2 protein-coding genes and 1 pseudogene are annotated in these 4,941 nt (G+C 61.9%); 1 reads left to right on the top strand and 2 read right to left on the bottom strand.

The window, feature by feature from the left end; genetic code table 11:
* Positions 1-3,118: tetratricopeptide repeat protein (locus ACEW8G_RS16620; RefSeq protein ID WP_373489504.1), on the bottom strand; the 3,118-nt coding region annotated here is incomplete at its 3' end.
* Positions 3,119-3,729: 611 nt separating this feature from the next.
* A complete protein-coding gene (dksA, locus tag ACEW8G_RS16615) occupies positions 3,730-4,185 on the bottom strand; it encodes an RNA polymerase-binding protein DksA (protein WP_373489505.1) in 456 nt (151 codons plus the stop codon).
* A 430-nt stretch (positions 4,186-4,615) separates the two neighbouring features.
* On the opposite strand from dksA, the pseudogene ACEW8G_RS16610 reads away from it, so the two are divergent.
* Positions 4,616-4,941: pseudogene (locus ACEW8G_RS16610) on the top strand (PEP-CTERM sorting domain-containing protein); the annotation flags it as partial.

The following is a 4,941-nucleotide window of genomic DNA, read 5'->3' as shown; positions in this document are numbered from 1 at the left end:
GCCCGCCGCCGCCACGCTGCTCTGCGGGTCCCTCCAGCACCGGATCGCCAAATCCTCGAAACGTAAGATTTCCGGTCAATGCAGCAGGTGATCGATCCACGCCACCGCGCAAGAATTGCAGCGATTGCAGCGAGGGGATCTGGATCAGCGCATGGGCATCGGCGAACCATTTGGTGCTGCGCAAGTTCGCCGGGTCGCCATCCGCCCCGCGCGGTGCCTCGGTGACCAGCAGGCCGAAGGGCAGCGACGACAGCGCGCCCGCCGCCGCGATGAACACATGGCGCTTGCCCGTGATGGTGCCCGCCACGGGCGCGATCAGCTGCGTATAGAGGTCGAACGCGGTGCCCCGGTCAAACGGATAGACGCCTTCGCCCTCGTTCGACCATTCGGCGTCTTCCAGCAGATCGACCTCGACATTGGCGCCGACGTCCCACAGCAGCCGTTTGACCGCTGCGGCAACCTTGGCGGCATCCCAGTCGGAACGGTGCCACTGCATGCCCTTGCTGGTCAGCGCGATGATATGGGTGCCCGTATAGGCGGGCACGATCAGCAACGCCGCCTCGTCATCGCGCAGCATCGCCTGCGCCTGCGCTTCGGTGAGCGGTTCGGGGCGGATCAATGCAAAATACTGGGGAAATTGCGCGCGCAACTGGCTGTCGATGGCCGAAATCCGCTGCGTGATTGCATCGCGCGCGTTGATAAGGTTTTCGCGCAGCGCGGCACTGCCGGGCGCGGTGCTGGCCAGCGCCTCGTTGTACAGCCGCGCATTCTCGCTCCAGCCGCTCGCCAGCGTTTCGCGTTCGCGCACCAGGTCGCCCAGCGCCGGATCGATGGAATCAGCCAGCCCGCGCGCCGCCATCTGCGCAATCGCATCGTTCGCCCCGCCCGCGACCGCATTCTGGATCGCCGCAAGCGCCTCTGCCGCAATCGTCTTGGGGTCCTGCGCACGCGCGAGCCACATCGCATCAGCGGCGAGCGGATAATAGGAGGAAAAGCTGGTCCGGTCGCGCAGCCTTTGCGCTTCACTGCCAAGATCAGAGGTCGCCCCCGTGATCCGGAGCGCAAGGCTCTTCATCATCTGGCGTCCCGGGACGATGGCGGTTCCGGCCAGCTCGGGCTCGGTGAGGCGCAGCTGCAGCTGATTGCCGAGCGAATCGATGGTGTCGGGGTGATCGGGGCCAAAGATTTGCATCTGCACCGCCAGCGTCTGGTCGATCAGCGCGTCGGCACGCAAAGGCTCGCCGATTCTGCGATACAGCAGCGCCAGATTGTTCTGCGTGGTCAGCCGGAAGACATGCTGCTGCGGCAGCACATCGAGCGGTTTCGCCACAATCGCCTCGAGCAGCGGCCTTGCCTCTTCAGGCTGGCGGTTAAACAGCAGCGCAAGCGCCAGATTGCTGGCTGTTGAGGTCGTCACCAGGCTGTCGTCACCAAGCTTGGCCCTGCTGCGCGCCAGTGCGATGCGGTTGATCGCGATGGCATCATCCAACCTGCCTTGCTGTAGCAATGTGGTTGCGAGGTTCGCCTCGGCCTGGATGGTTGTCGGGTGATTTTCGCCCTGCGTCTCGCGCAATGCCTCCAAGGTGCCACGATAAAGCTGGACGGCCTCGTCATTGCGCCCTTGACGGCCCAGCACAACCGCCAGCGTGTTGGCGGTCTGCAGCCACAATGGATGGCGGTTGCCGAACTTGGCCAGCACCGCAGCCTGTGCCGTCAACAAAACCTGTTCGGCATCTGTGAAGCGACCGCCGGTGTTGAGGACAAGCGCGAGGTTGTTTTGCGCGGCGATGGTGTCGGGATGATCGGGGCCAAGCACCCGCAGTTGCGTCTCTATCAGGTCGCGATACAAAGGCTCGGCTTCGGCCAGCTTGCCCAGATTGGTCAGCACCAGCGCCAGATTGCTGGTCGATGCCATGGTGTCACGGCTTGTCGGGCCGCGCACCGTGTTACTGCTTTCGACCAGGTTTCTGGCGAGCGGTTCTGCCTCGCTATATTGTCCGGCGGCAAGCATCAGCGCCACCTGTATGCCCCGCGCGTAGAACGCATAGGGGTGATGAGCGCCATAGGTTTGCTCTACTGCGGTTTGTACTTCGGTGGCCAACTTGAGGCCATCAGCGAACCGGCCCTGATGCAGGTCGATCTGCGCCATAAGCATGGTGAGGCCGAGCGTTGCATCGCCTGCCGGACCGAACGTTTGTCGCGCAATGGCAAGATTTGGATCAACAAGCGATCGCGCCTCGTCGTATTTGCCCTGCGCGGTCAGCACATTGGCAAGGTTGACCACAGCGAGCAGCACATCGTCATGGTCCTGGGCGTGGACCGCGCTGGCGCGGCGCAGCGCCTCGCGCGACAAGGGTTCGGCGCGGGCATAGTCTCCGGCCTTTTCGAAAGCTGTGCCCAGCAGGGTCAGCGTCGCGATGCTGTCCTCATGCTCGGGGCCGAGAATGCGCTCCTGCCGTGTCAGAACATCGGCAAGCAGCGCCTGCGCCTCAGCAAAACGGGTCAGTTCGGACAACAGGCTGCCCAGCGTTTTTTGCTCGCGCATGGTCGCCGGATCATCGGGGCCCGGGGTGGCGCGCATCGAATCGACCAGGGCCTGCTGCACCACCAAAGCCTCGTCGCGCTGCGAGAGATTGTAGTGCATCAGCGCCAGATTGGCGGCGCTGTCGCGCGTTGCCGGATCGTCCATGCCCAGCTTCTCGCGCCGCCCTTCGTACGCAATCCGATAGGCATCGAGAGCCTGAGCCACCTGTCCCGTGCCCGCCAGTGCAAAGCCAAGATTGTTCTGAGCGTTGAGCGTATCGGGATGGTCGCTGCCCAGTTGCGCGGCATAGAGCTGCACCGCCTTCTGCGCCAACGGCAGCGCCTCGGCTGCGCGGCCGCCGAAGGTGAGGTTGAGCGCATGGTCGTTCAGCGCGCGGGCAAAGATCAAGCTGCCCTCACCGAGAGGCTCAGCGAGCAAGAGCGCTTGGGCAGAAGCCTCGGCAGCGCGCGCGTAGTCCTTCGCGGCATAAGCTTCTGCATCGATGGCGCGATAGCGTTCGATCTCGGCGAGCCGTTGTGCGTCATCCGGTGTTTGAGCGGGCGCGGTGGCTTTGGTGCCGGGTGAATTCTGCATCGCCTGTGCAGGCGGTATCGGGGCGCAGAGCGTCAACGCGATGCAAGTCCATGCCCAACTGGAACCTGATGCCCAAGCGATCTGTCTGGCGGTGCGTTGGATCAATGGTGATCGCATGACAGGCCCCGACGCGTGCAAAAGCGTATGCACATGCAAGTTGGTGCGACCCGAACTTCGCCAGCCTGCGCAACGTAAGCGGGTTTTGCAAGCGCGATCGCGGCACAACCCTTTTGCGGGTGCGCATACGTTCAAATTTTCGCTGGGATAAGTAAGCCCGGGCGCAATGAGAAGGGGGGAGGATCGCGCGCCCGGGCTCATATTAGACAGGACGACGTTGGAGGGGGCTTAACATCGTCCTTCCAATGAAACCACCGATGCGAAACTTGGTTCCTGAAAAAAGTCGATACGGAACATTTTTTTTGCATGGGCGTGCCTGGCAAGGCAAAGTCACTTCAATGCCAAGGATTTGCATGGCTGGCAGAGCGGAGTTCCCCGCACGCGCCAAATTCACGCGCTGTTGTGGGGCATGTGCGCCGCGCATCGCACCTGCGTATGGTCCCTCGCGTCGCGCTGTCTATCTGAGCAGCGGACAATTCAGCCGCGTGACACCCTCAATCGTCGCGTGATATTTTTTCGCGGCGCTCGTGCGCTTCCTGCGCTTCCACCGTCATCGTGGCGATCGGCCGTGCGACCAGTCGGCCAAGGCCGATTGGTTCTCCGGTGACTTCGCAATAGCCGTATTCGCCTTCATCGATCCGGCGCAGCGCAGAATCGATCTTGGTGATCAGCTTGCGCTGACGGTCACGGGTGCGCAGTTCGATGCCCCAGTCGGTCTCGCTTGAGGCACGGTCGTTAAGGTCGGGCTCGCGCATCGGGCCGTCCTGCAACTGCTGTAGCGTGCCCTTGGATGCAGCAAGAATCGACCGTTTCCATTCCAGCAACAATGCCCGGAAATAATCCATCTGCCGAACATTCATATAGTCTTCGTCGTCTGAGGGGACATATTCGCCCGCAATATTCTTGCGTGCCTTTGCCAGCACATCGATATCGTCGATTGCCGTCGAAATGGACGCCATTGCATACTCCTGGAGGAAGTGCATTTCCGCCGGTGTGTGGCCTGCCTCAACCACCGCCGAACGGTCTCTATATGACCGCGCCTATAGCCAGCAGGTCATGGCCGCACAAGCGGCAAAAGCTGGATGTTTTGCGAGATTTTTGTTGCTATTTTCGCAACCGCATGCGGCTGGGCCCGGCGCAGCGGCAACCGTGCGCTGCGGCTTAATCATTTAATCTGTGCAAAGATTATGGTTCCAATTCGGGACAGACGGTGCGCAGTGCCATAGGGTTTGGCGTTTCTGCTTCCTGTGCCGGGCAAAACAGGGTTAACGCTGTTGAGATTAACACTTTATTCTGGCTTGCCTTAGATACCCGGAACCCGGTCTGACGGTTAACAATGGTTCTGTCACCCCGGAGTTTATTGATCCGAAAGAGAAAACTATGTCTGTACGGATGGCTTTGGCAAAATTGTGTGCTTGCACGTGTGGCGGCGCGATCATCGGTGGCGGGGCGGTGCATGTCGCCGATACACCGCCTGCGCAGGTCAAGCAATACAAGCAGGCCAAGACGTCCAAGCCATTGCGCGGTCGCACAATTGCGCGGGCTGCTCCGGCGCGCAAGATCAAGCGCGCTCGCACCATTGTGGCCCGGCCAGTGCAGGCCCAGCCACAGGTGATCACGATCACCACCCAGCAGGCGCCGATTCCTATTCCCCTGCCGCAACCGGTGCAGGACACGGGCAGCTTCGGCGGCGGCGGGGGTGGCGG

Source organism: Blastomonas sp., from assembly GCF_041747255.1.
Classification (GTDB): Bacteria; Pseudomonadota; Alphaproteobacteria; order Sphingomonadales; family Sphingomonadaceae; genus Blastomonas.
Note: the sequence above shows the minus strand (reverse complement) of the source record. Positions and strands in the feature narration are given on the sequence as shown.